Genomic DNA, 26,034 nt, shown 5'->3' on the forward strand with positions numbered 1-26,034 from the left:
AACAAGCCCCCACACTGGGCCTGAGCAAGGGGCGGGTCAGGGCGTCCAGGCCGGATCCCGGCCCATGATGCCGAGCAGGCGGTCGAACTGCGGGGCGTCGTCCGGCACCGCCACCGGTGGCCCGAAGGCGCCGTACTGCCTGCCCATCTCCACCATCTGGTCAGTGAAGTGCCACGCCCGCGAGAGGGCCTCAGGGTCCGGCCCGTACTCCTGACCGGTGGCCCTGGCCAGGTCCCAGCCATGCACGACCATGTCGACGAGGTACATATGGGCCAGCGCGGTCATCGGCAGGCCCATGTCGGGGCTGGTCCCCTCCCATGCCTCGGGTCGTGACCAGGCGGCCAGCATGCGCTCCGCCCGCTCGGGGAAGTCGCCCGCGTAAGGCCCCTGCTCAGGCCGTGGCTCCTTGCGGCCCAGAAGCTCGAACATCTCCGCCACCCACTCGAGGTGGTTGATCAGGTCCTTGACGTCGAACTTCTCGCATGGCGTCGCGAACCCGAGCTGCTCTGGCCGCACCGCGCGCACCAGTCCCGCGGTCCGTTCGGTGGCACGTGTCATCACCGGCATCATGTCTTCCATGGCAGCCATTGTGCCCCGCCTGCCCGAGGGGCGGCTTGTAGAAACGCGACAGCGCGGCTGGGTCAACCCGTACGCGGGGCTCAGGGCCTTCGATTTCCTGCGGCAGGCCCCGTCGCCCGAGCTCTCGGCGTTTGTGGATCACTTCTGGGTCGTCACGTGGACCGACCTCGCCGAGCCGTACGAACAGCGCATCGTCTCCCACCCCACCGTCAACATGACGATCGTCCAGGACTTCCACCAGATCGCTGGAGTGATCAAGGGCGGGTTCTCCTACACGATGCGGGGCAGTGGCCGCGCGCTCGGCACGCGCTTCCGTCCCGGCGGCTTCCGGCCGTTCCTCGGCGGTCCGGTGTCCCAGCTGACCGGCCGCTTCGTGGAGATCGGCGAGATGTTCGGCGCGGCGGGCGCGACCCTGGTCGAGCAGGTCCTGGCCGAGCCCGACGCCCGGGCCGCCATCGCGCTCGTCGAGAGGTTCCTGGTGGGGCTGGGGCCGGATCGGGACCCGCTGGCGGAAGAGGTCGCGGCACTGGTGGCGCTGGCGGAGAGCGACGTGTCCGTGACCAGGGTCGACGAGCTTGCCGCCAGATCGGGGCGGTCGGTGCGCTCGCTGCAGCGGCTGTTCCGGGACTATGTCGGCATCGGCCCCAAGTGGGTGATCTGCCGCTTCCGGCTGCACGAGGCCGCCGAGCGGGTCTACCAGGGCCTCGACCTCGCCACGCTGGCCGCCGAGCTCGGCTACACCGACCAGGCGCACCTGACCCGCGACTTCACCGCCGCGGTCGGCATGCCGCCCGCGGCCTACGCCCGGCTCGGAGGCCAGGGCTGATCCCGGCGTTCTGATGAGACGCTCTCCAATAGACTCCGACGATCGTGATACAACCGCACGAATATGAGCTGCGCACCGCCACCCCCGCCGACTACGACCCCATCGCCGCCGTCGTGGACGAATGGTGGGGCCGTCCGGTCCTGCCCGCCCTGCCCAGGCTCTTCCTCGACCACTTCCACCAGACCAGCCTGATCGCGGAAGGTCCGGCGGGCATGGCGGGCTTCCTGATCGGCTTCCTCTCCCCGTCCGTGCCCGACGAGGCGTACATCCACTTCGTCGGCGTCTCGCCCGAGGCCAGGAACGGCGGCCTCGCCCGCACCATGTACGAGCGCTTCTTCGAGCTGGCCCGCCGGCACGACCGGCGCGTCGTGAAAGCCATCACCGCACCCGTCAACCGGACGTCCATCGCGTTCCACCGCAGCATGGGGTTCGAGGCCGGCGAGCCCGTCCCCGGTTACAACGGCCCCGGAACGAGCCTGGTGACCTTCACTCGTCACTTTGCGTGACGTATAGCGCACGATCAGTATGCGTTCCCGGAAATCGGGAATGGCACACAACGATCACGTGCGCAGGGAGGACAGGTGGCCGGACGTCACAACAGGATGGGGCTGGCCGGCGAGCTGATTGCTGAGTTCGCCGGGACGATGGTGCTCATCCTGTTCGGCGTCGGCGTGGTCGCGCAGGTGGTCGCCGCCAAGCTCGGTGACCACGACAGCATCGCCTGGGCGTGGGGGATCGGGGTGGCGCTCGGCGTCTACGTGGCGGGCCGGACCACGGGCGCGCACCTCAACCCCGCCGTCACGCTCGGGTTCGCGATCTTCCGCGGGTTCGCGTGGCGCAAGGTCGTCCCGTACGCGCTCGCGCAGACGGCAGGGGCGTTCATCGCGGCGCTCATCGTGCGGTGGAACTACACCGAGGTCCTGAGCATGGCCGACCCCGGGCACACGATCAAGACCCAGGGCGTCTTCTCGACCCTGCCCGGCAACGGCAGCCTGCCGGTGAGCCAGCTGGGCGCGCTGCGCGACCAGATCATCGGCACCGCGATCCTGCTGTTCGTCATCTTCGCCGTGTCCGACACCGCCAACATGGCGCCCAGCGCCAACCTGGGGCCCGTCGTCATCGGGCTGCTCATCGTCGGGATCGGCATGGCCTTCGGCGCCGACGCGGGCTACGCGATCAATCCGGCGCGCGACTTCGGGCCGCGCCTGGCGAGCTTCATCACCGGGTACGGCGGCGCATGGCGAGATCAGTACGGCGGCCTGTACTTCTGGGTGCCGATCGTGGGCCCGCTGATCGGCGGGGTCATCGGGGCCGGTTGCTACCAGCTGCTCATTGCCCGGTTCCTCCCGCCGAGTGAAGAGCTTGGCGTCGTCACCCCGATGGACGAGTGAGAGGAAGAACACCATGCCCGAGTTCGTGGGGGCCGTCGACCAGGGCACCACCAGCACCCGCTTCATGATCTTCGATCACGACGGCGGCGAGGTCGCCAAGTTCCAGCTCGAGCACCAGCAGATCCTGCCGGAGGCGGGCTGGGTGGAGCACAACCCGATCGAGATCTGGACCCGTACCACCGCCGTGATCCAGACCGCGCTCCACCGCGCCCGGTTGCACGCCAAGGACCTCGCCGCGCTGGGCCTCACGAACCAGCGTGAGACCACCGTCGTCTGGAACCGGCGCACCGGCCGCCCGTACTACAACGCGATCGTGTGGCAGGACACGCGCACCGGCCCGATCGCCGCCGCGCTGGATCGGGACGGCCGCGGGGACGTCATCCGCGACAGGACGGGGCTGCGGCCCGAGGCGTACTTCTCCGGCGGCAAGATCCAGTGGATCCTGGAGAACGTGGACGGCGTCCGCGAGGCGGCGGAGCGCGGCGAGGCCGTCTTCGGCAACACCGACACGTGGACCCTGTGGCACCTCACCGGAGGCGTCAACGGCGGCGTGCACATCACGGACGTGACCAACGCCAGCCGCACGATGCTCATGGACCTCGAGACCCTGGACTGGGACGACGAGCTGCTGTCGTTCTTCGGGATCCCGCGGCCGATGTTGCCCGAGATCCGGCCGTCGTCCGACCCCGCCGCGTACGGGACCACGATCCCGTACGGGCCGGTCGGCGGCGAGGTGCCGATCAACGCGATCCTCGGCGACCAGCAGGCGGCCACCGTCGGCCAGGTGTGCTTCTCGCCCGGCGAGGCCAAGAACACCTACGGCACCGGCAACTTCCTGCTGCTCAACACCGGCACCAGTCGCGTGCGCTCACAGAGCGGCCTGCTGACCACGGTGGCCTACAAGTTCGGCGACCAGCCCGCCGTGTTCGCGCTCGAAGGCTCGATCGCGGTGACCGGCTCGGCGGTGCAGTGGCTGCGCGACCAGCTCCACTTGATCACCTCCGCGGCCCAGATCGAGACCCTCGCCCGGCAGGTGGAGGACTCCGGCGGGATGTATTTCGTGCCGGCGTTCTCCGGCCTGTTCGCCCCGTACTGGCGCGCCGACGCCCGCGGCGCCATCGTGGGCCTGTCGCGCTACAACAACGACGCCCACCTCGCCAGGGCCACCCTGGAGGCCATCTGCTACCAGAGCCGCGACGTCGTGGAGGCGATGCAGCGGGACTCGGGGGTCGTCCTGGACGTGCTCAAGGTGGACGGCGGGGTCACCGCGAGCGACCTGTGCATGCAGCTCCAGTCCGACATCCTCGGCGTGCCGGTCAGCCGCCCGGTCGTCGCCGAGACCACCGCGCTCGGGGCCGCGTACGCCGCCGGGCTCGCCGCCGGCTACTGGAAGGACGTCTCGGAGCTGCGGGCGCACTGGGCGGAGGACCGCCGCTGGGAGCCCTCGTGGGACGAGGAGCGGCGGCAGCAGGCGTACGCGGGCTGGAAGAAGGCCGTGACCAGGGCGTTCGACTGGGCCTAGCTCACCACGTCCTTGCGCCGGAAGCGCCGGAACGCGACCGCGATGAGGATGGCCGCGTACGTGATCGACACCGAGGCCCCCTTGGCCATGCCGCTCCAGTCCAGCTCCGGCGCCAGGGCGTCGAGCCAGGCGTTGTTCCAGAACGTGGGCAGGAACTCGCGCAGCCCCCCGAGCGCCTCCACGGCCTGCAGGATGTTGGAGACGATCCACAGGCCCACCGCACCGCCCACCGCGCCCAGCGGGGAGTCGGTCATGGTGGAGACGAGGAAGGCGAGCGCGGCCACCACGAGCTGGCTGACCAGGGCGTACCCGATGACGATGCCGAAGCGGGGCAGCACGTCCAGCGCCGGGATCGTCTCGCCCGTGCCGGGCACCTGGATGTCGTTCCAGCCGAAGGCCAGCGTACCCGCGAGCAGCGCCATCAGCGGCAGGCAGATCACGGCGGCGGCCGAGTAGCCCAGCGCCACGATCAGCTTCTGCCGCAGCAACCGGTCGCGGGGGACCGGCGCGGCCAGCAGGTAGCGCAGTGACGACCAGTTGGCCTCGCTGGCCACGGTGTCGCCGCAGAACAGCGCGACCGCCACCACCAGCAGGAAACTGGCCGACACCGACAGGGCGAAGGCGGCGAAGTTCAGGCCGCTCTGGGTCGCCAGGTCGGAGATGCGCAGCGACGACTGTCCCTGCCCGCTGGACTGCGGCCCGAACTGGAACGCGATCACCAGGATCCACGGCAGCGCCAGCAGCAGCCCGAACATGACCATCGTCCGCCGCCGCTTGAACTGCCTGACGATCTCCACGCGCAGCGGCAGCGTGCGGTGGGCCGCATAGCCCGTGGCTGCGGTCATGACTTGTCTCCGATGAGGTCGAGGAACACGTCTTCCAGGCGCGGCCCGTGCCCGTTCCCGGCGACGGCGGATGTGAGCAGCCTCGACACCGGGCCGGTGGAGACCAGCCGCCCCCGGTGCATGACCACGACGTGGCTGCAGGTCTGCTCCACCTCGGCCAACATGTGGCTGGAGACGATCACGGTACGGCCGTCGCGCGCGTAGCGTTTGAGCACCTCGCGCATCTCCCTGATCTGGGGCGGGTCGAGCCCGTTCGTGGGCTCGTCGAGCACCAGCAGGTCCGGCAGGCCGAGCATGGCCTGGGCGATGGCGAGCCGCTGGCGCATGCCCTGGGAGTACGTGCGCACCGCCCGCTCCAGGGCCTTGCCCAGACCGGCGATCTCCAGCGCCTCGTCGAAGTGCGCGTCGGCGGCCGGTCGTCCGGTGGCGGCCCAGTACAGCTCCAGGTTGTCGCGCCCGGACAGGTGCGGCAGGAACCCCGGCCCCTCGACGAACGACCCCAGCCTGGACAGCACGGGAGCCCCGGGCGTGACCAGGTCACCGAAGATCCGGATCTCGCCGCCGTCCGGCTGGATGAGGCCCATCATCATGCGCATCGTGGTCGTCTTGCCCGCGCCGTTCGGCCCGAGCAGGCCCAGGACCTGGCCCTGCTCGACCCGGAACGACAGCCCGTCGACGGCCAGCTCCCCGTTCCGGTACGCCTTGGTCAGCCCGGTGATCTCCAGCGGGACGCCCTTGCCGCCGGCCTGGCTCGGCAGCGGCTGCCCGTCCACGACGGCAACGGCGTCGGCATGCGCCTGCCCGTTGAGAGCGGGGCTGGGGTCGTCGTGCGCGGCCGGGGCGCGGGACGGGGTCCGGCGGCCCGTGGCCAGCAGGACGCCGGCGATGATCACGGCGGCCAGCGGCATGGCCCACACCCACCACACCACCCCGGTCGGGGGAGCCGCGAGCGTGCGCACCGTCGGGACGCTGAGCGCGGGGGAGGCCAGCGAGACCTGGTACGTGGCCGGCGCGGCAGGAGTCGCGAACCCCATGTCCGTCGTGGTCACGACCAGGCGGAGCCGGTGGCCCACGGCGAAGCGGTGGTCGACGGCGGGCAGGGTGACCGTGGCTTCCGCGCTGCCCGCGCCGTCGGGGATGGTCACCCTGATCGGCGCCACCAGCCCGGCGGGCAGGGTCGGCAACTGGGTGCTGTCGGCCACGTCGTACAGCTTGGCGAACAGCGTCGCCTCGCCCTTGCCCGACACCCTGATCTTGACCGTGGAGCTGCCGGTGAGCTGGAGCGGCGCGGTGAGCGGCCGCGACTCGAACGCGGCGCTCTGGCCCGGCATGTCGATCGACACGCCGGTGTTGCCCTGCCCGCCGCCGCTCAGCAGGCCGCCGATGCCGGGCACCGTCGAGATCGACGCGGGTGCGCCGCCCGGCGGGTTGACGATGTTCTGCTCGAGGCCGTTCAGCTGCACGGTGGTGGTGCCGGTGCCCCCCAGGCCGGGATAGGAGCCGGCCTCCGGGTGCAGGCGGATGCGCTGGCGGGTGCCGGGGTCGCGGCCGCCGTCACGGGTGACCGTGAACGCGCTCACCGCCGGGGCCGATTCGTCGCCCTTCAGGTAGCGGGCGAACCAGGCCGAGGACTGCTCGGACACCCAGTCCGCCTCGCCGTTGCCGCCGTCGTGCCCGCCGTCGAACCAGGCCAGGCTCACCGGGGTGCCCGTCGCGGCGATCGCCTTGGCGGTGGCGTCGGCGTGGCTCAACGGGAACAGCGAGTCGCGCTGGCCCTGGATGAGCAGGGTCGGCGCCTTGATCTGGCCGGCCACGGTGATCGGGCTCGACTTGCGCAGGAGGGCGACGGCCTCGGGCGTGGCCCTGCCGTCCTTGGCGACCTGCTGGTAGATGTCGCAGATGGCGGGCAGGAACCTGCCGCAGCGCGCCTGCTCGGCGGTCAACGGCGCGGCGGCCGCCTGCCGCCGGCCCTGCAGCGCGAAGGAGTCCAGGGAGACGCCCTGGCCGAAGAAGATGCCCGCCCACATGCGCTTGAAGACGCCGCTCTCGGCGGTCGTGGCGCCGGTGGGGGTGGCCGCGTTGGGGAAGAGCGCGTCGGCCAGGTCGGACCAGGTGATCTGGGGCACGATCGCGTCGACCCGGTGGTCGAGGGCCGCAGTCATCAGCGCGATGGCGCCGCCGTACGAGCCGCCCGCGATGCCGACGCGCGGGTCACCCGAGGCGTCGAGCTGGACCTCCGGCCGCTTGGCCAGCCAGTCGATCAGCTGCTTGACGTCCTTGACCTCGTAGTCGGGCGAGTTGAGCGCGATCTCGCCGGTCGAGCGGCCGAAGCCGCGCGCCGACCAGGTCAGCACGGCGTAGCCCTGCTGGGCCATGCGGATCGCCTGATCCCGGACGCTCTGCTTGCTGCCGCCGAAACCGTGGGCGATCAGCACGGCCGGGGCCTTCCCGCCATCCGGCGGCGGGAAGAAGGTCGTATCGATCTCGACCCGTTGATCGCCGGCGGGTCCGTCGACGACGGTTATTGTCTGGTCCTGGCCCCGCACCTCAGGAGCCGACGGCCACACCAGCCACGTCGTCACCCCGATGAGGACGAGTGCCGCCACCAGCGCGGCCACACGCTTCATGGCGGTGAGCCTACTTTCCGCACCTGAGAGAACCCTGAGATCCCGCGATCCGGCGGAAAACCAGCGGCGGCGAGATCGGGGACCCGCCTACGCTCCTGCCATGGACTACCTGGACGTCAACAGAGCCAATTGGAACGCGCGAGTCCCCATCCACGTCGCCAGTGACTTCTACGACGTCGAAGGCTTCAAGGCGGGCGGGATCGCCATCAGGTCGTTCGAGCGGGACGAGGTCGGCGACGTGTCCGGCCGCAGCCTGGTGCACCTGCAGTGCCACTTCGGCCTGGACACCCTGTCCTGGGCCAGGCTCGGCGCCGAGGTGACCGGCCTCGACTTCTCGGACGCCGCCATCGAGCAGGCCAGAACCATCGCCGCCGACTGCGGCATCCAGGCGAGGTTCGTCACGGCCGATGTCTACGACGCGGTCGAGGCGCTCGGCGGAGCCACATACGACATCGTCTACACCGGTATCGGCGCGCTGGTGTGGCTGCCCGACCTCACCCGCTGGGCCGAGACCGTGGCCGGCCTGCTCAAGCCGGGCGGATTTCTCTATATCGCAGAGCTTCACCCGTATGCCGACATCCTGGACGACAAGACGGGCACCACCGTCACCCATGACTACTTCACGAAGGGCCCTCACGTCTGGGAGTACCCGCACACCTACACCGGCAGCGAAGTCCTCGAGCACCAGACCTCCGTGCAGTTCCAGCACGGCCTGGGTGAGGTGGTCAGCGCGGTGACGGCGGCCGGACTGCGGGTGGAGTTCCTGCATGAGCACGACCACACCTTCTTCCGGCGCTTCAGCACCCTGGTCGCGAGCGAAGGGCACTACCGGTTCCCGGATGGCGCACCCAGGATCCCGCTCGTCTACTCCCTGCGAGCGTCGGCTTGGACCGGATCTCCGATGACATAGCCCGGCATTGCCCCAGCAACGGCACAACGCGCGGAACCGTAAGATTCACTCCCGTGAAGTCTCCAGCATCGTTCAAGAAGGCCGCCGCCTGGGCGCTGCCGTACTGGACCAGGGGTCAGGCGGGGCGCGAGACGCCGCAAGACCTGTTCAGGGTGCTCTATTTCGGCTGGCTGGTGGCGCTCACGCTCAAGCTGCTCGGCTCGGCGTGGGACGTCTCGTGGCACTTCAAGTGGCTGCGTGACGACCTCGCCCCGCCCCACCTGCTCAACTCGGCCGGCACGGCCATCGTCGTCGCGCTGACCGTGATCCACGGCTACACGGGGTACGGCGTGGACAAGGCGGCGCTCCGGCTGATCCAGTGGGGCACTGGGATCTTCCTCGTCGCCGTGCCCCTGGACCTGATCAACCACCGCGTCAACGGGCTCGACATCACGTCGTGGAGCCCGTCGCACATCCTCCTCTACCTCGGAACGTTCTTCATGATCGCGGGCGTGATCCGCGGCTGGTTCATGGGCGCGCCGCCGGGCAGGGAGCGGACCGTGGTGCTCGGCGCGTTCTTCGCGTTCTTCCTGGAGAACGTGCACTTCCCCGAGCAGCACCAGGAGTACGGCATCCTGTCGATCGGGGCCTGGGACAACCGCGCGACCTACGCCGAGCCGATCCTGCTCCAGTTCGCGGCCGACCAGATGGGGCGGCCGGTGGACCGGACGATGATGACGGGGTTCGCGCTGCCGGTGCCCGACTACCTCTATCCCGTCTACGCGGTGGTCGCCGGGCTGTCGGTCCTGGTGGTGGCCAGGCTGATGATCGGCAGGTTCGGGGCCGCGACCTTGGTGGCGGCCACCTACGTGGGGTTCCGCACGCTGATCTGGCCGCTGTTGACGTTCACCGGCTTCCCGCCGTCGGCGGTGCCGTTCTTCCTGGTCGTCGCGGGGCTCCTGGTGGACCTCGCGTTCCTGGTGCGGATGCCTGTCGTACGGGCCGTGCTGGGGTCGGCGGGCGCGACGGCCGCCGCCTACGGCGCGCTGGTGGCGCAGAGCGCGATCATGGGCGGCGTGTACGGCGCGCTCAAGGGCCAGGAGGGGCTGCTGGGCGCGCCCCCTCTGGCCACGTCGTCGGCCCTCTGGGCGGGACTCGGCCTGCTGGTGGTCTGGCTGGCCGTGGAGTGGGTCGCGGAGAGGCGCAGACCTCAGGCGATGGAGGCCCGGGTGATCGCGACCGCCACACCGTAGGCCAGCCCCATCACTCCCACCTCGGCCGCCGCCCATCCCACCAGGGCGGTGGCCTGCCCCCGGCGCACGGCCGGCATCAGGCGGAAGCGGATGTGCGCGGCCAGCGGCACCAGCAGCGCCACCAGCACCGTCTTGACCAGCACCAGCACGCCGTAGTGGCTGGTCAGGATCGCGTCGGGAAGCCTCACGCCGGGCGTGAGCGCCATCGTGCCGAGCCCGTTGATCAGCCCGGACAGGCCCACCATGAGCAGGCACACGGTGGCGATCCTGGAGAACCTCGGCAGCACCACGGCCAGCAGGTCCCTGTGCGGCGCCACGAACACGGCCGTCGCCACCAGACCGCCCGCCCACGCCGCCGCGCCCATCACGTGGATCTCCATCGAGATCATGATGGGGTCGTGCCAGATCGAGTTCACGGCGTGCCCGGTGACGGGGATGGGCAGCAGCCCGAACAGCCCCACGATCACCCGCAGCTCGGCGGGCACCTTCTCGCCGAACCGCACCGCCATCAGCCCGATGCCCGCCGCCGCCAGCGCGCACGCCGCGCTGAACAGCAGGCCCTGACCGGTGCCCACGTCCTCGACGTACGCGGCGATCATCCCGAACGTCGGCACGCTGCCGGGATTCAGCTCGGCCGTCTGGAGCACGATGGTGAGCAGCGCGCAGATCGCCCACGCCCAGGCGGCGATCACCGCCAGCGGCCGCACCCTGAGCATGACGGGCTCGGTACGCTCCGGGTTGTCGAACCCGAGCAGCTTGGACACCAGGCTCAGCCCGACCACGGCGACGGCGGACACGTCGAGCAGCACGCGGACGAGGGGCAGCCCGACGGACACCAGCGGGCCCGGCATGGGGATGCCGGGGACGGCCTGCTGCGCGGTGAACGAGCTCGCCGCCACGGCGGAGACGACGGCGCACACGCCGAACGCTCCGGCCACCAGCCGCCCGCCGATCCGCTGCCGGGGGATGGCAGGCGCGGTGACACTCACCTCCGCACCCCTTCGGCTGTGCCCTCCGCCGCATCCGGCTGGGACTCTTCAGGGCCGGAGGCGGGCTGGGTGGCCGGGCGCGAGCGGCGCAGGGCCACGCCCGTGCCCGCCGCCAGCACCAGCAGCGCGCCCACGATCCACACCACCGCCATGCCCGCCCCGCCGTTGGCGGCCGCCTCGGCGGCCTGCGCGCCGGCGTCCCGGGCCGCCTGCCCGGTGGCGGCGCCTGCCGGGGCGCCCGCGGCGCCGGGGGACAGGGTGAAGGTGATCCTTCCGGTGACCGGGTGGCCGTCGGCCGACAGGATCCGGTAGCCCACGACGTAGGAGCCCCCGGCCGGCAGCGGCTTGACCCGCACCGAGACCCGCTCGGCCGCCACCACGGCGGATCCGTCCGCCCAGGAGGACCCGTCCGCGCCCGTCACGCCCACCTGGGCGTAGCCCTGGCGCACCGCCTGGTCGAACACCAGCGTCACCTGAGAGGGCGCGGCCGACAACGTGGCCCCGTCCTTGGGATCGCTGCTGACCAGCACGTTGTGCGCCTGAGCCGCGGGCTGCGCCACCCCGGCGGCGGCGAAGGCGAGCAGCAGGACCGTGAGTAGCCGCCTCAAGGATCAGAACCTTCCAACGAAGACAACGAACCCGTATATGGTCCCATTCATGAGGGACCTGTTCGGCGGCGCGGCCCCCTATTACGCGAAATACCGCACCACCCACGGCGACCCGGCGATTGAGCACCTGGCCATGACGTTCGGCCGCGACAGCACCGTGCTCGACCTCGGCTGCGGCCCCGGCACGATCGCGATCCCGCTCGCGCGGAGCGTGCGCGAGGTCCTCGCGGTCGATCCGGACGAGGAGATGCTGGCGGAGGGCCGGCGGCTGGCCGCGGCCGTCCCGAACATCCGCTGGATCCTGAGCGACTCCACGAGGCTGCGCGAGCTGCCGGCGTTCGGCCACATCGTCATGGGCCGGTCGTTCCACTGGATGGACCGCCGTGCGGTGCTGGCCGAGCTGGACGAGTTGCTGCCGCCCGGCGGCGTCGTGGCGATCGTCGGCCCGACCCGCAACCCCCAGGAGGAGCCCTGGGAGCCCGCGATGCGGCGGGTGCGCGACGAGTTCGACGTGAACACGTTCACCGCCGCCAACTCCTACCAGGCCACCGGCGAGCACCCTCACGACGTCCTGGCCACCTCGCCGTTCAGCGACCTGGACTCCACCATGTACGAGCACCGCGTGGCGTACGACCTGGACGCCGTGATCGGCCTGCAACTCTCCTACTCCTACACCGCCCCCGCCCGCCTCGGCGACCGGGTGGAGCCGTTCAAGGAGGCGGCCAGGAAGGCGCTGCTCGCGGCCAATCCCCCGTGCAGGTGGGAGCAGGTGGTGGTCACCGAGGTGCTGCTCGCCCGGCGGCCACGCGACTGACCCGCGCGGGCTAAATGCCCATGGCCCGCCAGATCCGCCGGGTGAACGCGTTGATCAGCCCGATCTCCTCGCACAGCTCCCGCGTCTTGGCCACCGAGTCCCGGATCTCCCGCTTGGCGGCGGGATTACGCAGGTAGACCTCCGAGACCACGTGGACCGGGATCCGGAAACGCCTGATCATCGGCCCGGGAGGGGCCAGCATGATCCGCGCCATCACGCCCAGGATGACCGGGGCGATCACGCCCAGCAGGAGCCGCCGGTACGCGGGCATCCGAGGCACCCGGTTACGCAGGTAGTGGCGGGCGAAGGAGATGTGCCTGGCCTCCTCCGCGATGTGGATCCGCATGATCGTCTCTTCCAGCGGATGGTGTGCCCGCCCGTCCTTCAGCACCTTCCGCTGCACGTGATCGATCGGGTCCTCGCCGCCCAGCACGAACACGAAGAACAGCTCGGTCGAGACCAGCGGTATCCACGGCGCCACCTGCGCGATCACGGACAGCGGCCCCGGCATCCCGCGGATCGGCATGCGGGTGCGGTTCACGAACTCCTGGAACATCATCCCGTGATGTCCCTCTTCGATGGTCTCGTGGTAGACGTACCGGAACTCAGGTGACCCGTTCGGCAACCGGTAGGCGTAGTTGAGCAGCCCGCGCTTGAGCAGGTTCTCGAACTGCAGCCCGATCTTCATGGCCGTGGCCACCCGCCACAGTCCGATCGCCGCGCGCACCTCGGGCGGGCGGCTGCGGTACCACGGGTGGCCGCCCAGCTTGTCGACCTCGGGCAGCTCCCAGCGCGGGTCTGCCGGGTCCACGAGGAACTCGGGGTCGTCCCACGGGATGTCCCGGTACGGTTCCCAGTGCTTGTCGACCGACGCCTTCGAGAGGCGTTCGATGACCGCGTGGTAGGCGCCCCTGCCGGCGACCTGTCGGTCGCGTTCACGGGCGACGGTAGAGCGCGGTGCCGATGCCATCGCATGCTCCTCTCCTCGCCCTCTAATTGTACGGAGCATCCAATAGCGCCGGAAGGGGGAGAGTCACAGCTTTTCGGCGGGTATCCCGAGCTCGGTCGCGGCGGTCGTCCGGATCAGCGCGTTCACCCGGCGCCTGGACAGCACCTTGGCGTGCACGTGCGTCTGGATCGCGAGCCCGTCCACGAGCGCGAGGATCCGCCACGTGGCGTCGTCGGGGTCGTCGCACTTGAACTCGCCGCACGCCACCCCTGCCTCGATGATCCCGCGTAACAGCACGCGGCCCTGGTAGTCGATGCGCCGCGAGATCTCCTCGAGTTCCGGGTTGCGCATCGCCTCGGACCACGCGTCGATCCACAGCCGCCATCCCTCGGTGGGGATCGCCGGCGAGCAGAGCCTGAGCAGCGTGCGCAGCCGGTCGAGCGGCGTGCCCGCGGACTGCTCTACGTCGGCGAGCGTGTTGAGATGCTGGCGGGCGGCGTAGGTGAAGGCCTGGGCGAACAGGCGTTCCTTCGTCTCGAAGTGGTAGAACAGCAGCGCCTGGCTGACGCCGGCAGCCCTGGCGATGTCAATTGTCCGGGTATGCCCGAATCCCTGCTCCGCGATGACCTCGCAGGCCGTCTTGAGTAAATCCTCGCGCCTTAATCGGCTGAACCCTGATGACACAGCGCGTAGCTCACCTCCGGTACCTCGAGCAAAGTCGAAAGCCTGTCATACCCAACATCAGTCCTGTCGTATCGGTATCCGCAGAACGAAGCGGGCTCCGACGTCCGAATCCTCGATCTTGAGAGTGCCCTGGTGGAGCTGCGCGATCTCGCGGGCGATGGACAGGCCCAGCCCGGTGCCGCCGGCGTCGCGGCTGCGTGAGGCGTCCAGCCTGGTGAAGCGCCTGAAGACGACCTCGCGCTGCTCGGGCGCGATGCCCGCCCCGTCGTCGAGCACCTCCAGCACGGCCTTGCCGTTGCGCCGCACGGTCACGAGGATCGTGCTGTCGGCGTGCCGCTCGGCGTTGTCCAGCAGATTCGTCAGCAGGCGGGCGAGTCTGAGCCGGTCGCCCGTGACCACCACGCCTGGCTGCAGGCTGGTGATGACCTTCTTCGCGCGCGGCCTGGTGGTCTCGGCGGCGACCAGCTCGGCCAGGTCGACGGGTTCGAACGCCCCAGGGGCGCCCGCGTCGAGCTTGGCCAGCGTCAGCAGGTCGCTGACGATGTTCTGCAGCCGGTTGAGGCTGTCCATCAGCTTGCGGCCCGTCTCGCGCCAATCGGTCTCCTGGGGAGCGAGCATGGCCGCCTCGACCTCGGCCCGCATGGCCGTGATCGGGCTGCGCAGGTCATGGGAGGCGTCGGAGGCGAACCTCCGCTGCTGCTCCACCGCGGCCTCCATCCGCGCCAGCATCCGGTTGGCGGCCTCCGCGAGCGCCTTGACCTCGTCGGCGTTCTCCGGAACCGGCACGCGCATGGCCTCTTCGGCGCGGGAGATCTCGTTCAGCCGCTCAGTGATCTCGTCCACCGGCGCGAGCGTCTTGGCCACCACCCTGGACACGCCGAACCAGCTGATCGCGATCAGCAGCCCGGACATGCCGGCCATGAGACCGATCGCCGCCGGGTGGATGTACCACGGCACCGAGGGGTCGAAGGCGTAGACGAGCCAGTCGCCGTCCGTCCGGTGGACGCGGGAGACGACCATGATCTGGCACTCGCCGCGGAACTGCGGCAGGCCGCACGCCTCTGTGACCCGGTCGCTCCTGATCGGGTCCGGCATCACCTGGGACAGGCGCGGCGCGCCCGCCAGGTTGGGTGTCGAGGACGCCACCCGGCCGGACGGGTCCACGACCTGGATGCCCTTCAGGGGGCCGTCGATGGCGGGGGGCAGCTCGTGCGCCTTGATCAGGTGGATCGGGCGACGGGAGTCGCTGATCATGTCTCGCGTGCGGAGGTCGACCGCCGCGTGGTACCCCGTCCACATCAGGACGGTGCCGGCCGTCAGGCACAGCAGGGCCATCGCGACGCTGGCCCACAGAGCCAGCCGCGCGCGAATGGACCTACCCAGCCGTGCGATCACCCTCCATCCCCCCGTAATCAGGTGATCACAGTACGTCCCTCTACCTCCAATTATGGGAGATCCGATGACAAATCACGTTAAGGACCCCCTGGAACGGTTCCCTATGCGCCGTCCGGCGGTCTGGTTAGAGTAAGTGGGCACTGATGTCAAGGAGTCGATGTGAACCTTGCTGACTACCGGCGCGCCGCCAGGGCCTGGTTGCAGGAGAACGCTCCGACGGACGACGCCCCCGAGGCGGACGCGATCGCCAGGGCCAAGGAGTTCATGGCCAAGCTCCACGACGCCGGCTACTCCGGCATCACCTGGCCCAGGCAGTGGGGCGGGCAGGGGCTGACGCAGGCGGAGGAGCGCGCGTTCGCCGCCGAGGCCCGCGGCTACACGCTCCCCACGTACGTCTTCTCGATCGGCCTCGGCATGACCGGGCCGACACTGGTCGACCGAGGCACCGACGCGCAGCGCGAGCGGTTCCTCAGGCCGCTGCTGCGCGGCGAGGAGATCTGGTGCCAGCTGTTCTCCGAGCCGGGCGCGGGCAGTGACGTGGCCAGCCTGCAGACGAAGGCCGAGCGCGACGGCGACCACTGGATCGTCAACGGGCAGAAGGTGTGGACCTCGGTCGCCCACCACGCCGACTGGGGCCTGCTGCTGGCCCGCACGGACGTGGAGGCGCCCAAGCACAAAGGGCTGACCATGTTCGTGGTGGACATGCGCCACCCGGGGGTGACGGTCAGGCCGCTGAAGGACATGACCGGCAGGTCCAGCTTCAACGAGATCTTCTTCGACAACGTCCCCATCCCCGACGAGCACCGCGTCGGCGAGGTCAACGACGGCTGGAGCGTGGCCGTCACGACGCTGCTGCACGAACGGCTGTCGATCTCGGCGGGCGTCGGCATGGGCGGGCTGAAGGACGACCCGACCTCGCTCGAGGCGCTGCGCCAGGTGGTCGACACCGAAGACCCGCTGGTCCGCGACGACCTCGTGGAGCTGCACATCCGCAGCCGCGCCCTGGCGCTGTTCAACCAGCGGCTGGCTCAGGAGACCGAGGCGGGGATCTTCCCCGGCGCCCGGGGCAGCGCCGCCAAGCTGCTGCTGGCCGAGCTGACCATGTTCCGGGCCGACCTCGCCACGCGGCTCGTGGGGCCGGAGGCCGTGCTGGCCGACCACCCGCTGGCCTACGCGATCTCGCTGGCCCCGGCCATGTCGCTGGGCGGCGGCACCAACGAGATCATGCGTAACATCGTGGGCGACCGCGTGCTCAACCTGCCGCCGGAGCCCAGGGCGGACAAGAACGTGCCGTTCAAGGAGCTGAAGGTGGGGACGCAGGGGTGAGACTCGTACTCGATGAGGAGCAGCGGCAGCTCCGCGAGGCCGTGCGCGACTTCCTGCGCACCGCCTCGCCGCTGCCCAAGGCGCGTCAGGGCTACGACCCGCAGGTGTACGCCAGGCTCAACGGCGAGCTCGGCCTGTCCGGGCTGATCGTCCCCGAGGAGTACGGCGGCGCGGGCGCGGGCATGGCCGAGCTGGCGGTCGCGCTCGAGGAGACGGGCGCGGCCCTGCTGCCTGGGCCGTTCCTGGCCACCGCCTTCGCCACGATCGCCCTGGTGAGCACGCCCGACAAGGAGCTGCTCGGCGCGATCGCGGAGGGCCGGATCGCGGCCACGCTGGGCCGGGACACCCTCGACCACGACGGCGCGGCCGTGAGCGGCACGCTGACGCAGGTGCTCAGCGGCATGGAGGCGGACGTGCTGGTGGCGCCCGCGCGCGGCGCCGACGGCACGCTCCTGGTGGCCGTCGAGCTGGCCGGGCCGGGCGTCACCAGGACCGCGCTGGAGACGCTCGACCTGACGCGCGGCCAGGCACGGGTGGCCCTGGAGGGGGCGCCCGCCCGCGTGCTGGGCCCGGCGCCGGAGGCCGGCGACCGGCTGTGCGTGGCGCTGGCGGCCGAGCAGCTCGGCGTGATGCGGGCGGCGCTGGACGCCATCGTGGCCTACGCCAAGATCCGCGTCACGTTCGGCCGCTACATCGGCTCCTACCAGGGGGTCAAGCACAAGCTGGCCGACATGCACGGCAAGCTCGAGCAGGCCGAGTCCATCGTCAGATACGCCGCCTGGGCCGCCGACGAGTCGCCGGACGAGCTGCCCGAGGCCGCCGCCCTCGCCCAGGCGTACGTCGGCCGCGCCTGCTTCGAGGTCGCCCGCGACCATCTGCTGCTGCACGGCGGCATCGGTTTCACCTGGGAGCACGACGCGCATCTCTACTACAAGAGGGCGAAGGCGGACGAGGTGCTGCTCGGCCCGCCCCGCATCCACCGCGCACGCCTCGCAAATCTGCTGGAGCTCTAATGGACCTCAGCCAGCTGCCCAGCTTCTACGCCATCGCCGCCGCCGACCCCGACCGCCGCGCGGTGATCGACTCCGACGGCACGGAGACGTCCTACGGCGAGCTGCTCGCCCGGGCCAACCAGGTGTCGCACGGCCTCAGGGCCCGCGGGCTCGGCACCGGCGACGCGGTGGCGGGCGTGCTGCCCAACGGCGTCGACGCCGTCGTCATGATGATGGCGACCGGCCAGATCGGGCTCTACTACGTGCCGATCAACTGGCATCTGACGGCGCCCGAGGTGGCGTACATCCTGGACGACTGCGACGCCAAGCTCGTGGTCACCGGCCCCGACTTCGCCGTGCCGGGGGCGGAGATCGGGACGGCGGGGCTCGCCGAAGGGCAGCCCACCGGCGCGCCCGGCGAGCGGACGTCCGGGGCGGTCATGTGGTACACCTCCGGCACCACCGGCTTCCCCAAGGGCGTGCAGCGGCCGCTGCCCGGCGCCGAGCCCGAGCAGCTGCTGCCGGCGTACAGGTGGTTCCTCGGCGAGGTCCTTGACCTGCGGCCGGGCGACGACGTGCATCTCGTGACCTCGCCGATGTACCACTCGTCGCCGTGCGCGCACACCCAGTTCGCGCTGCACCTCGGGCACACCGTGGTCGTCGCGCCCAAGTTCGACCCGGTGACCGTCCTGGAGCTCATCGAGCGATATCGGGTGAGCAACGCGATGATGGTGCCGACCATGTTCCACCGCATGCTGCAGCTGCCGGAGGAGGTCAGGAGCAAGTACGACGTGTCGAGCCTGCGCCAGGTCATCCACACCGCCGCCGCCTGCCCGGTCTCGGTCAAGCAGCAGATCATGGACTGGTGGGGGCCGGTGCTGTACGAGTACTACGGCTCGACCGAGTCGGCCATCGCGTTCGCGGTCAAGCCGCACGAGTGGCTGGCCAGGCCGGGCACCGTGGGCAGGCCCGTGCCGATGTTCGAGGCCAAGATCGTCGACGAGGCGGGCATGGAGCTGCCGCCCCGCGAGCCCGGCATGATCTACGTCAAGTCCGGCATGGGCACGTTCGAATACCACAAGGACCCGGAGAAGACCGCCGCCAGCATGCTGGGGGAGTGGTATTCACCGGGTGACATCGGCTTCCTGGACGAGGACGGCTACCTGTTCCTGTGCGACCGGCGGACCGACCTGATCGTCTCCGGCGGGGTGAACATCTACCCCGCCGAGATCGAGGCCGCACTGCTGGACCACCCGGCGGTGGCGGACGTGGCCGTCATCGGCGTGCCCGACGAGGAATGGGGCCACAACGTGGTCGCCCTCGTCCAGCCCGCCGAAGGGGTCACGCCCGGCCCCCGGCTCACCGCCGAGCTGCTGGAGCACTGCGGGCCGCGCATCGCCAGGTTCAAGCATCCGAAGGTGATCGAATACCGCTCACCGCTGCCGCGCACGCCCACGGGCAAGCTGTCGCGCACCAAGGTGCGCGACGACTACCTGTCGGAGCTGTGAAACACCAGCTCGTCGCTGTAGCCCCGGCCGTCGCCCAGGTAGAAGCGGGTAGACAGGGTACGGTCGGCGGTGTCGAGGACCGTGGTCCACAGCGTGCGGAACGGCAGCGCCGGATCCTCGTGCTGCCGGACCGCGCGCAGGCTGTCACGCAGGTCCTGCGGTGACATGGTGGCTCCCTTGCTGCGCTCGTGCAGCGTGCGCAGCCGTTCGAACGTCCGGAAGCTGTCCGCGGTGTCCTCGGGCAGGTTCATCGGGTCGGGATGGCGGTGCAGCAGGTGGTTGGTGACGCAGAGCGGGCCGTCGCCGAGCTCGACGATGTGCTCGCTGCCGTCCCTGCCCCGCTCCCACACGAACGCCTGCCCGTTCGCGTCGGCCACCAGGTAGTGCAGGGACGTGCCGTGGTCGTACTGCTTGGCGCCGAGCAGCGCCTGCTTGGCCTGCTCCACGTTCTCGCAGGTGTCGACCAGGAACCTGGGCAGCTGCACGTTCGACACCCCGACCTGCGGCGAGACGTTCTCGGGCGGCGCGGCGTTCTCGAAGTCGGCCACCAGCAGCGTGACCGCCAGGCCGGCCGAGTTGATGCCGTCCATGCAGCCGTCGAGGTCCGACATGGTGATCACGGTCGAGGAAAGTCCCTCGTCGGGCACCGTCGTGATCACGTAGGGGCGCGAGGCCATGGGCAGCTCGTCAGGCCGGGGCTCGCCGCCCATGATCTCGCTGGTGGTCATGGGGAAGAAGTCGTAGTTGCGGCCCACCCTGCCGTGGCCGTCCGTGGCCGCCGACGGCGGCACCCACAGGGCCGAGCAGCCGGAGCCCTCGGGCACGAAGCCCAGGCCGTCGAGGGCCAGCTCGTCCTGGTCCGGGTCGAGGCCGAGTGCCGCGGCGGCGCCGTCCATGCGGGCGTGGTGCTGGGGCCAGTGCCGCTCGAACCACGTCCTGCGGGCCCGGTTCACCGTGGGGTCCGCCGGGGTGGGGGACCAGCCCAGCCTGCGTGCCTCCTCGGTGAGCGCCCTGCCGATCTCGAACTGGCTGCCCTTGAGCGTGAGGTGGTGCACGAGCTGGAAGTCGTCCTTGCCGCCGGCGACCCGCGTCATGTTCTTCATGCCACCGAGCCTGCGGCCGCCCGCTGACCGGGGCCTTACCGCCCGCTGACGGCCCGCCGGTAGCGCTCGGACAGCCGCAGCACGTGCTCGGCCAGCTCGGGCGGGTCGAGCACCTCGAAGTCCACGCCGGTGAACCCGATCCACACGGCCATCCCGTGCAGGTCGTCGCCGCCCAGCCGGAGCAGGCAGGTGGCCTCATCCACGGGCTCCACCTCCAGCCCCAGCGGCAGCTGCTTCATCTGGTCGGCCGGGGCGTGCAGCAGCACCGTGGCCCGGTAGCGCCACATCGCCGTGTTGACGCCCCTCTCCACGAACGCCGCCACGTCGCCGTCCTCAGGCAGCTCGCGCGGCGTGAACCGGGGCCCGGACGGCGTGCGCGGGCGCACCCTGTCCACCCTGAACGTGCGCCAGTCCTGCCGCTCGACGTCGTAGGCCACGAGGTACCAGCGGCCGTGCCGGTGCACCAGGCGGTGCGGCTCCACGTTGCGCACGGTCGTATCGCCCTCGTGGCCGGTGTAGTCGAAGCGGAGCCGCTCGTGGTCGCGGGCCGCGTTCGCGATCGTGGTCAGCACCTCGGGCGCCACCGAGGGGCCGCCGCCGGGGATCTGCACGGTGTAGGTGTTGAGCGCGTTGACCCGGCGGCGCAGCCGGGACGGGAGCACCTGCTCCAGCTTGGCCAGGGCGCGTACGGAGGTCTCCTCGATGCCCTCCACGCCGCCGCCCGCCGCCCGGCCGAGCCCGACCGCGACCGCGACGGCCTCCTCGTCGTCGAGCAGCAACGGCGGCAGCGCGGCCCCCGCGCCCAACCGGTAGCCGCCCGCGACCCCCGGCGTGGCGTGCACGGGGTAGCCGAGCGAGCGCAGGCGCTCGACGTCGTTGCGGATGGTCCTGGTGGACACCCCGAGCCGGGCGGACAGCTCGGGGCCGGTCCATTCCTTGTGCGCTTGGAGCAGCGAGAGGAGCTTCAGCAGGCGGGCCGAGGTTTCCAGCATGGAGACCAGTGTGCCCGCTATCGCGGCAAGGTGGCTTCCGCGTTCACCACGATCTTGCCGAGGAAGTGGCCGTCCTCGCTGTGCCGGTGCGCGTCGGCGATCCGCTCCAGGGGGAAGGCTGCCGCGATGGGGATCCGTACGTTCTGGTGCTGTACAGGCCCTTTCGCGCGACCGGACGAGAACCGCACGCCGAGCCTGGCCGCGCCGGCCCGGTCGGCGATGGTGATCACGTTGGCGGGGTCGCCGGCCAGCTTCACCGACAGCTCCAGCTCGCCTCTGCCCGAGGCGTCCAGCACCCGGTCGACGGGGCCGGGAAGGCGCTCCTCCAGGCCCTCGCCGTACGTGACCGGGTGGACGCCGAGACCGCGGAGGAAGGCGTGGTTGTGCTCGCCGGCCGTCCCGACGACCCGGGCGCCCGCGGCGAGGGCGAGCTGCGCGGCGGCCAGCCCGACACCGCCCGCGACCGCGTGGATCAGCAGCGTCTGGCCGTCCTCCAGGCCCAGCCCGGCCAGCGCCCGCCGGGCCGTCTCGACGGCGACGGGCAGGGCGGCGGCCTCCTCGTACGTCAGATCGTCCGGCTTGGCCGTCAGCAGGCTCGCGTCCGCGATCGCGTGCGTGGCGGCGGCCCCTCCCTCGACCTGCCCGAACACCGGATCCCCCAGTCGCCACCCGGTCACCCCTGGACCGATGGCGTCGATCGTCCCGGCCAGTTCCAGCCCGGTGCCCTGAGGCTCGCCGAGGGTCGTGCCCATGAGGCCGCTGCGGAGCTTCCAGTCGATGGGGTTCACCCCGGCCGCCCTGACCGCGATCCGCACCTGTCCCGGGCCGGGCTGGGGGAGCGGGATCTCCTCCAGCGCCAGCACCTCCGGACCGCCGTGGGCGCGGTAGCGGGCGGCCTGGGCGGTGACGAGCAGGATCGCCTTGCCGACCAGTTCGCGGCTGCCCAGGGCGGCGTGGGCCTCGCGCGCCCGTTCCAGCGGTACGGCCAGCCCCACGACGGTCGTGAGCCTGTCGTCCTCCAGTGCCCGCCTGGCCAGCCGCCGGAACTCCTCCGGGGCGAACTGGACCTGCTCCATGCCCACCACCCGCGCGGCCCCAGGCTTGATCTGGGCGGTCGAGCCGCTGGGCACGCCGTAGGCGAAGAACGTGCCGCCGGGCTCGACCAGCTCGTACGCGGCGCCGCCGACCGCACCGCCCACCCCGTCGAACACCACGTCGAAGGGACCGCCGAGCCCGTCGTAGTCGACGGCCTCGGCCGCGCCCATGTCCAGGGCCGCCGCCCGCTTCGCCGCGCCGCGGGCGGCGGCCGTCACATGCGCCCCCGCCGCACTCGCCAGCCCCACGATCGGCAGCCCCAGGGCGCCGCCGGCCCCCGTGACCAGCACCCGCGTCCCGGGCTTCAGCTCGGCCGCATCCACCAGGCTCAGGGCCGCGGGCCCGACCTGGATCAGCGCGGCCGCCCGCCACAGGGGCACCTCGTCGGGCACCGCGACGACCGTCTCGACGTCGGCGACGACCCGCTCGGCGTACGCGCCGCCGCCGGGCAGGAACGCGGCCACCCGCCGCCCCGCCCACGCGTCGTCCACCCCGTCGCCCACCGACAGCACCCGCCCGGCCACGCCGGTGCCGGGCACGAACGGCGGCTCGCCAGGGAACCACTCCCGTCCCCACCCGGCCCGCAACTGGGCGTCGAGCGACATCACGTCCACCACCGACACGCCGATGAGCACCTGCCCCGGGCCGGCCTCCGGCTCCGGCGCCTGCCGGAGCTCCAGCACCTCGGGACCGCCGAACCTCGTCACCTCGATCACGTTCATGCGACCGAGTCTGTAACCTCAAGTTCGGTTGAGGTCAATTTCGGGGCGCCGGTGCCTCGCTCACGAACCGCCGAACAGCTTCTGTGCCTGCGTGATGAGGACCATCACGGTCAGCGCGCCGAAGAAGGCCACCGACCACACCAGCGCGCCCAGCCGGTACGAGCGCACCCTGATGGCCTCGGGCAGCGACCGCCGGTTGAGGATGATCAGCAGGATCGAGTACACGAACATCATCACGGCCGCGAAGCACGCGGAGAACACCAGCAGGATGAGCGGCTGGTCGAAGCCCGCCAGCAGGACCGCGATCCCGATCAGCGCCATGGCCCAGACCGTGTAGAAGTAGACCCGGTTCACCGAGACGGGCTTGTCACGCAGGTAGACCGTCTTGATCGTGTCGGAGGCCAGCCGCGAGGTGTAGTCGACGATGCCCATGGCCGAGGCGAACAGGGCCAGCGCCCCGATCAGCCAGAACAGCACGCCGAACCACGGGGCGACGACGTCCTGCAGCACCTTGCCCTCGACCTGCAGGAACTGGATGCTGTTGGCCAGCCCTTCCCGGCCGAACACGGTGGAGTAGGCCAGCATCGACATGAACGCGATGGTCAGGAACGACACCACGCCGAACGTCCAGGCCTGCTCGACGTTGGCGAAGCGCCACCACTGCTTCCACCGGGCCAGGTTCTCCTTGGTGGGCGGGAACTGGAAGCCGGTCGAAGCGGCCGCCTCCTCCTGCCCGGTCACCGGGCTGACCAGGCGCGGCACGTACTGGCCCATGCCGAAGCCCTTGTCGCGGATCCAGTTGCTCTGGCAGAGGTTCTGGCCGCCGCCCGCGCCGGCGTAGGCGATGGCGCCCATCAGCACCGAGAACTCCAGCGGCGGCACGGGGAACTTGGCCCCGACCGTCATGCCCTTGCCCAGCTCGACCCAGCTGTCGGCATTGATCGCGAACAGGGCCGCGACCACGATCAGCGTCACCACCAGGGCGATCTTCACGAAGATGACGCGTTCGAGGGCGGTGTAGATCACCGGCGCCAGTGTCAGGCCGAGCGCGATCACCAGGAGCATGCCGATGGCGATCCACCGCACGCTGCCCGCGCCAGACCCGGTCAGGTACGTCACCATGGTCGCCGACGTGGTGACCCAGCCCGGCCAGAGGTTCGAGCAGAGCGTCATCGCGACGAAGACCAGGCCCCAGTGTTTCCACATCCGGCTGAACCCGGTGAGCGCGGTCTCGCCGGTGGCCAGCGTGTAGCGCTCGATCTCCATGTTCAGGAACCACTGCGTGATGATCCCGATCGCGGCTCCCCAGATGAAGATGAGCCCGACCTGGGAGGCGATGTACGGCCAGAGGATGAACTCGCCCGACGCCAGCCCCACACCTGCGCCCACCAGCCCCGGGCCGATGATGCGCCATTTCGATCGGGGAGGTTCGGGTAGATCGCGGATGGTGACGGATGGTAGGACTCGCGCAGGAACGGTCGGGGTGTACTCCGCCATGCGGATCTCCTTGACTCAGTGTTGCCTGACCGCCACATTACAGATACTTGAAACGCTCGTGGAATAGCCAGTTAACCTGCAATCACGACGTATTCGCCCCGGTCTGTAAACCCCACGACCTGCCCGCCCGCCTTCATCAGCCCGCCGAGGGCGTCGCGCACGGCCAGCCGCCACGCCTTGGCCGCCGCCGGGTCCTCCCGCCGCAGCCGCTCGACATCCGCCGGCGTCCCCACCAGCACCGCGTTGCCCCGCGCGTCCTTCACGACCGGCCACCCGTGCTCGTCCGCGAGCAGCACCTCGGCGGGAGGCGGCTCGTCGCGCCGCTCGGGGGCGGTCAGCCGCCACACCGCCAGCAACCGGTCGGACGCGTCCCCCTCGTTGATCGCGTCGGCCATGTCCCCGTAGAAGTCCTCCAGGTACTCCTCCGGCATGGCGCCCAGCTTGACCAGGTTGAACCGCGCGTTTCTGCGTACGAGCGGATCGAACGTCCAGGTGATCCGCTTCAGCCCGCGCGCCAGGCACCAGGCCCGTTGGTGTGACTTCAACGCGTACCCGATGCCCCGCCCGGCGACGGCGCCGGTCACGTGCGAGTGCAGCGCCCCACCGGCGGCCCTGAACCCGACGGAGGCGCCCACCAGCGTGCCGCCCTCGTACGCGCCCGCCACGTAGTTGCCCGTGTGCGCGAACCCGATCATCAGCTCCACGGTCACGGGCGGGTTGTGCGGCTCGGGCTGCCAGATGTCGTCGAAGAGCCGGAAGACCTCCTGGAACTCGTCGATCTCCCGCAGCTCCCTGATCACCACGCCGCCGCCCACCTCTCCATTTACGCACGGCGGAGCGCAAGGCGTTACTTCGCCAAGAGTCCTCGAAAGACTACTCTCTGTAGTCAATCGGAGATCCGTCCTGTGCCGGGGCGGCCGTTGACCTGGGAGGTTCCCATGACGCTCGTGCTGACTGCCGCTCGCGGGCTGGCCGTACTCGGACTGTGCGCGACGCCGTTCCTCGCCCCGCTCCCCGCCGCCGCCGGCGACGACGCGCCGGGCGCGGAGCTGCTCATCGCCGTCAGACCCTCGTCAGGCGGCGGGTACGCGAGGACGCTCACCTGCGACCCGGACGGGGGCCTCCATCCGCGGCCGGTGGCGGCGTGCGACGCGCTGCGCGAGGTGGACGGCCGCGTCGAGGACCTCGACGTGGATCCCGGGCCCTGCCCGATGATCTACGACCCGGTGACCGCCGACGTGGCCGGACACTGGCACGGCGAGGACGTCTCGTTCCACCAGGAGTTCTCCAACAACTGCGTCATGGAGCGCAAGCTGGGCCCTCTCGTATAGGCCTGGCACGGGCCCCCGCCGCGACCGGCGGGGGCTTCCGGCACGCCTTGCGAGAGCCTCGGCATGGCGCCACGTGCTGCGCGGTGAGCAACTCGCC

At 70.8% G+C, this 26,034-nt stretch carries 24 protein-coding genes and 1 pseudogene; 11 read left to right on the forward strand and 14 right to left on the reverse strand.

Annotation, left to right across the window (positions count from 1 at the left end):
• Positions 1 to 36 precede the first annotated feature (36 nt).
• A complete protein-coding gene (locus ACIBVN_RS03975; protein ID WP_397132416.1) occupies positions 37 to 579 on the reverse strand; it encodes a TIGR03086 family metal-binding protein in 543 nt (180 codons plus the stop codon).
• Between ACIBVN_RS03975 and ACIBVN_RS03980 the strand changes: the two genes are divergently transcribed.
• The 4 genes from ACIBVN_RS03980 (at position 578) to glpK (ending at position 4,318) form a co-directional block, all read left to right on the forward strand.
• Positions 578 to 1,405, forward strand: coding sequence for a DUF6597 domain-containing transcriptional factor (locus tag ACIBVN_RS03980; protein WP_397132418.1), 828 nt, complete (start codon positions 578 to 580; stop codon positions 1,403 to 1,405). The two genes, ACIBVN_RS03975 and ACIBVN_RS03980, sit on opposite strands and share 2 nt — an antisense overlap.
• A 44-nt stretch (positions 1,406 to 1,449) precedes the next feature.
• Positions 1,450 to 1,911, forward strand: coding sequence for a GNAT family N-acetyltransferase (locus ACIBVN_RS03985; RefSeq protein WP_397132420.1), 462 nt, complete (start codon positions 1,450 to 1,452; stop codon positions 1,909 to 1,911).
• Positions 1,912 to 1,986: 75 nt separating this feature from the next.
• Positions 1,987 to 2,796, forward strand: a complete 810-nt coding sequence (locus ACIBVN_RS03990) for an MIP/aquaporin family protein (protein WP_397132422.1) — start codon at positions 1,987 to 1,989, stop codon at positions 2,794 to 2,796.
• A 13-nt stretch (positions 2,797 to 2,809) separates the two neighbouring features.
• Entirely contained in the window at positions 2,810 to 4,318 is a 1,509-nt protein-coding gene (gene glpK, locus ACIBVN_RS03995; RefSeq protein ID WP_397132424.1) for a glycerol kinase GlpK, read from the forward strand.
• Here glpK and ACIBVN_RS04000 read toward each other — a convergent pair.
• Both ACIBVN_RS04000 and ACIBVN_RS04005 read right to left on the reverse strand, forming a co-directional pair.
• Positions 4,315 to 5,163 carry an ABC transporter permease subunit gene (locus tag ACIBVN_RS04000; protein ID WP_349451465.1) on the reverse strand — a complete coding sequence of 283 codons (849 nt, stop codon included), beginning with the start codon at positions 5,161 to 5,163 and terminating at the stop codon, positions 4,315 to 4,317. The genes glpK and ACIBVN_RS04000 overlap by 4 nt on opposite strands.
• Positions 5,160 to 7,790: an alpha/beta fold hydrolase gene (locus ACIBVN_RS04005; RefSeq protein ID WP_397132426.1), complete on the reverse strand. Its 2,631-nt coding sequence runs from the start codon at positions 7,788 to 7,790 to the stop codon at positions 5,160 to 5,162. The genes ACIBVN_RS04000 and ACIBVN_RS04005 overlap by 4 nt, the downstream gene beginning before the upstream one ends.
• Before the next feature lie 100 nt (positions 7,791 to 7,890).
• Between ACIBVN_RS04005 and ACIBVN_RS04010 the strand changes: the two genes are divergently transcribed.
• Together ACIBVN_RS04010 and ACIBVN_RS04015 are read left to right on the forward strand one after the other, a co-directional pair.
• Complete coding sequence (locus ACIBVN_RS04010) at positions 7,891 to 8,700, forward strand: class I SAM-dependent methyltransferase (RefSeq protein ID WP_397132428.1); 810 nt, start codon at positions 7,891 to 7,893, stop codon at positions 8,698 to 8,700.
• 53 nt (positions 8,701 to 8,753) lie between these two features.
• Positions 8,754 to 9,932 (forward strand): hypothetical protein, encoded by a 1,179-nt coding sequence (locus ACIBVN_RS04015; protein ID WP_397132430.1) that lies wholly within the window; start codon positions 8,754 to 8,756, stop codon positions 9,930 to 9,932.
• Here ACIBVN_RS04015 and ACIBVN_RS04020 read toward each other — a convergent pair.
• Both ACIBVN_RS04020 and ACIBVN_RS04025 read right to left on the reverse strand, forming a co-directional pair.
• Positions 9,890 to 10,921, reverse strand: a complete 1,032-nt coding sequence (locus ACIBVN_RS04020) for a copper resistance D family protein (protein ID WP_397132432.1) — start codon at positions 10,919 to 10,921, stop codon at positions 9,890 to 9,892. The genes ACIBVN_RS04015 and ACIBVN_RS04020 overlap by 43 nt on opposite strands.
• Entirely contained in the window at positions 10,918 to 11,529 is a 612-nt protein-coding gene (locus ACIBVN_RS04025; RefSeq protein ID WP_397132434.1) for a copper resistance protein CopC, read from the reverse strand. Before ACIBVN_RS04025 ends, ACIBVN_RS04020 begins: the two co-directional genes overlap by 4 nt.
• A gap of 49 nt (positions 11,530 to 11,578) precedes the next feature.
• On the opposite strand from ACIBVN_RS04025, the gene ACIBVN_RS04030 reads away from it, so the two are divergent.
• Entirely contained in the window at positions 11,579 to 12,343 is a 765-nt protein-coding gene (locus tag ACIBVN_RS04030) for a class I SAM-dependent methyltransferase (RefSeq protein WP_397132436.1), read from the forward strand.
• A 10-nt stretch (positions 12,344 to 12,353) separates the two neighbouring features.
• On the opposite strand, the gene ACIBVN_RS04035 is transcribed toward ACIBVN_RS04030, so the two are convergent.
• From ACIBVN_RS04035 to ACIBVN_RS04045, 3 genes are all read right to left on the reverse strand, one after another.
• The gene (locus tag ACIBVN_RS04035) at positions 12,354 to 13,313 is read right to left on the reverse strand and encodes a diiron oxygenase (RefSeq protein ID WP_397132438.1); all 960 of its coding nucleotides are present in this window, start codon (positions 13,311 to 13,313) and stop codon (positions 12,354 to 12,356) included.
• A 63-nt stretch (positions 13,314 to 13,376) separates the two neighbouring features.
• Complete coding sequence (locus tag ACIBVN_RS04040) at positions 13,377 to 13,976, reverse strand: TetR/AcrR family transcriptional regulator (protein ID WP_397132440.1); 600 nt, start codon at positions 13,974 to 13,976, stop codon at positions 13,377 to 13,379.
• Positions 13,977 to 14,033: 57 nt separating this feature from the next.
• A complete protein-coding gene (locus tag ACIBVN_RS04045; RefSeq protein ID WP_397132442.1) occupies positions 14,034 to 15,371 on the reverse strand; it encodes a sensor histidine kinase in 1,338 nt (445 codons plus the stop codon).
• A gap of 159 nt (positions 15,372 to 15,530) precedes the next feature.
• On the opposite strand from ACIBVN_RS04045, the gene ACIBVN_RS04050 reads away from it, so the two are divergent.
• Genes ACIBVN_RS04050 through ACIBVN_RS04060 form a run of 3 tightly spaced genes read left to right on the forward strand, consistent with a single transcriptional unit; the run spans position 15,531 to position 19,197 of the window.
• Complete coding sequence (locus ACIBVN_RS04050; RefSeq protein ID WP_397132444.1) at positions 15,531 to 16,697, forward strand: acyl-CoA dehydrogenase family protein; 1,167 nt, start codon at positions 15,531 to 15,533, stop codon at positions 16,695 to 16,697.
• Positions 16,694 to 17,710: an acyl-CoA dehydrogenase family protein gene (locus ACIBVN_RS04055; RefSeq protein ID WP_397132446.1), complete on the forward strand. Its 1,017-nt coding sequence runs from the start codon at positions 16,694 to 16,696 to the stop codon at positions 17,708 to 17,710. The genes ACIBVN_RS04050 and ACIBVN_RS04055 overlap by 4 nt, the downstream gene beginning before the upstream one ends.
• Positions 17,710 to 19,197, forward strand: coding sequence for an AMP-binding protein (locus ACIBVN_RS04060; protein WP_397132448.1), 1,488 nt, complete (start codon positions 17,710 to 17,712; stop codon positions 19,195 to 19,197). The genes ACIBVN_RS04055 and ACIBVN_RS04060 overlap by 1 nt, the downstream gene beginning before the upstream one ends.
• Here the strand turns inward: ACIBVN_RS04060 and ACIBVN_RS04065 are convergent.
• The 6 genes and pseudogenes from ACIBVN_RS04065 to ACIBVN_RS04090 form a co-directional block, all read right to left on the reverse strand.
• Positions 19,179 to 20,300 (reverse strand): C45 family autoproteolytic acyltransferase/hydolase, encoded by a 1,122-nt coding sequence (locus tag ACIBVN_RS04065; protein WP_397132450.1) that lies wholly within the window; start codon positions 20,298 to 20,300, stop codon positions 19,179 to 19,181. The genes ACIBVN_RS04060 and ACIBVN_RS04065 overlap by 19 nt on opposite strands.
• Before the next feature lie 35 nt (positions 20,301 to 20,335).
• The gene (locus tag ACIBVN_RS04070; RefSeq protein WP_397132452.1) at positions 20,336 to 21,292 is read right to left on the reverse strand and encodes a helix-turn-helix transcriptional regulator; all 957 of its coding nucleotides are present in this window, start codon (positions 21,290 to 21,292) and stop codon (positions 20,336 to 20,338) included.
• 17 nt (positions 21,293 to 21,309) lie between these two features.
• Positions 21,310 to 22,206 carry an NADP-dependent oxidoreductase gene (locus ACIBVN_RS04075; RefSeq protein WP_397133158.1) on the reverse strand — a complete coding sequence of 299 codons (897 nt, stop codon included), beginning with the start codon at positions 22,204 to 22,206 and terminating at the stop codon, positions 21,310 to 21,312.
• A gap of 9 nt (positions 22,207 to 22,215) precedes the next feature.
• Positions 22,216 to 23,109 (reverse strand): annotated as a pseudogene (locus tag ACIBVN_RS04080) (zinc-binding dehydrogenase); the annotation flags it as partial.
• A 60-nt stretch (positions 23,110 to 23,169) separates the two neighbouring features.
• The gene (locus ACIBVN_RS04085; protein ID WP_349451481.1) at positions 23,170 to 24,606 is read right to left on the reverse strand and encodes an Nramp family divalent metal transporter; all 1,437 of its coding nucleotides are present in this window, start codon (positions 24,604 to 24,606) and stop codon (positions 23,170 to 23,172) included.
• A gap of 71 nt (positions 24,607 to 24,677) precedes the next feature.
• Positions 24,678 to 25,421 carry a GNAT family N-acetyltransferase gene (locus tag ACIBVN_RS04090; RefSeq protein WP_397132455.1) on the reverse strand — a complete coding sequence of 248 codons (744 nt, stop codon included), beginning with the start codon at positions 25,419 to 25,421 and terminating at the stop codon, positions 24,678 to 24,680.
• Positions 25,422 to 25,544: 123 nt separating this feature from the next.
• On the opposite strand from ACIBVN_RS04090, the gene ACIBVN_RS04095 reads away from it, so the two are divergent.
• The gene (locus ACIBVN_RS04095; RefSeq protein WP_397132457.1) at positions 25,545 to 25,937 is read left to right on the forward strand and encodes an SSI family serine proteinase inhibitor; all 393 of its coding nucleotides are present in this window, start codon (positions 25,545 to 25,547) and stop codon (positions 25,935 to 25,937) included.
• Positions 25,938 to 26,034: the final 97 nt, after the last annotated feature.

Source organism: Nonomuraea sp. NPDC049400, from assembly GCF_044466425.1.
Taxonomy (GTDB): Bacteria; Actinomycetota; Actinomycetes; order Streptosporangiales; family Streptosporangiaceae; genus Nonomuraea.